This is a genomic window from Vibrio sp. YT-15 (assembly GCF_033337445.1).
In the GTDB taxonomy this organism is placed as follows: Bacteria; Pseudomonadota; Gammaproteobacteria; order Enterobacterales; family Vibrionaceae; genus Vibrio; species Vibrio alginolyticus.
Genome location: NZ_JAWOQR010000173.1, coordinates 1 through 1,042, shown reverse-complemented (window position 1 = coordinate 1,042; position 1,042 = coordinate 1). Strand labels below are relative to the sequence as shown.

Below are 1,042 nucleotides of genomic sequence, written 5' to 3'. Positions count from 1 at the left end.
GATGAGCGCAAAGAGCTAATAGCAATCCGTAGAGAGAACTTAGTCGCTCTTAGCGACGACGTTTCAGAACAAGTGAGGTGGTATACTTGCTTTCCATCTTCAATAGAAACTGAACAAATCGGAACACTTTGCCTGTATGAAGCGTCATTAATGCGCGCGTTTTATCATCAGTTAGCGATGAGGCCTGACGAACCTCAAAGTATTCAATTACCTAGATACCCAGAAGTGACCTGGAAAGGCGAAGGTATTTTAAAAACAGGTTTCATTTGTCCTTCAATGTGGCTAGATGCGTATTTTACCTCTGTCATCGTTCGTGATAAACCTAGCATGGACGTATTGGCGAACTTTCCTATTTCTTTGATGAGACAGAGCTCTACCAAAGCGGGTGAGCTGTCTTATATGCTAGTAGACGTCATTCAGTCGTTCCACAACCGCACATCGGATTATCCTGATAAGCTGGTTGCAGCAATGGACGCAGCGGTAGCTCAAGGAGATAACTGGGCGTTGGAAATTGCGATGGGGATCCTAGAAACCTTCGCTGCGCTAACTACTAACATTGGCTATGACTTTGAGGAAGTGCTAGTCAAAAACCTACAGTTCCAAGAGAAATATCATCTTAGAGAATTAGGACCAGATAGGATAGGCATCCGCACTTTCATTAATTTCCCTCTGCTTGGCATGGCTTGTATGTGGTACGACAAAGGTCATCGTTTATCTATTGAAACCGGTTGGCTTCCTCCATATCTCGTTGAAGGACGTTGGCTAGAAGATGTAAAAGCAGGCAAGATCACACGATAAATTATCATTTATATAGAAATTCAGTATATAAGCCACCTTTCACAAGGTGGCTTATATGTTTACCGATATTCAATCAACCCCATCTAGTGGATTGACCCAACAGGCTTCCTCTGTGAAGAAGGGTTAAAACGCTTACAGCAAATGCTGGCTGAGTATCAGGCGCAAAATAACGTTCCCCAAGAGGTTCGCGATCAGATTTTAGAAGCTGCAAAAGAGTCATCCGTCGGAGAAGATGGTGTTCGCT

General features: G+C 43.6%; 1 protein-coding gene. It reads left to right on the top strand.

Features of this window, described 5'->3' with window-relative positions:
• Window positions 1-798: immunity 49 family protein (locus R7D93_RS26095; protein ID WP_318129657.1), on the top strand; the 798-nt coding region annotated here is incomplete at its 5' end.
• Between the last annotated feature and the right edge of the window lie 244 nt (window positions 799-1,042).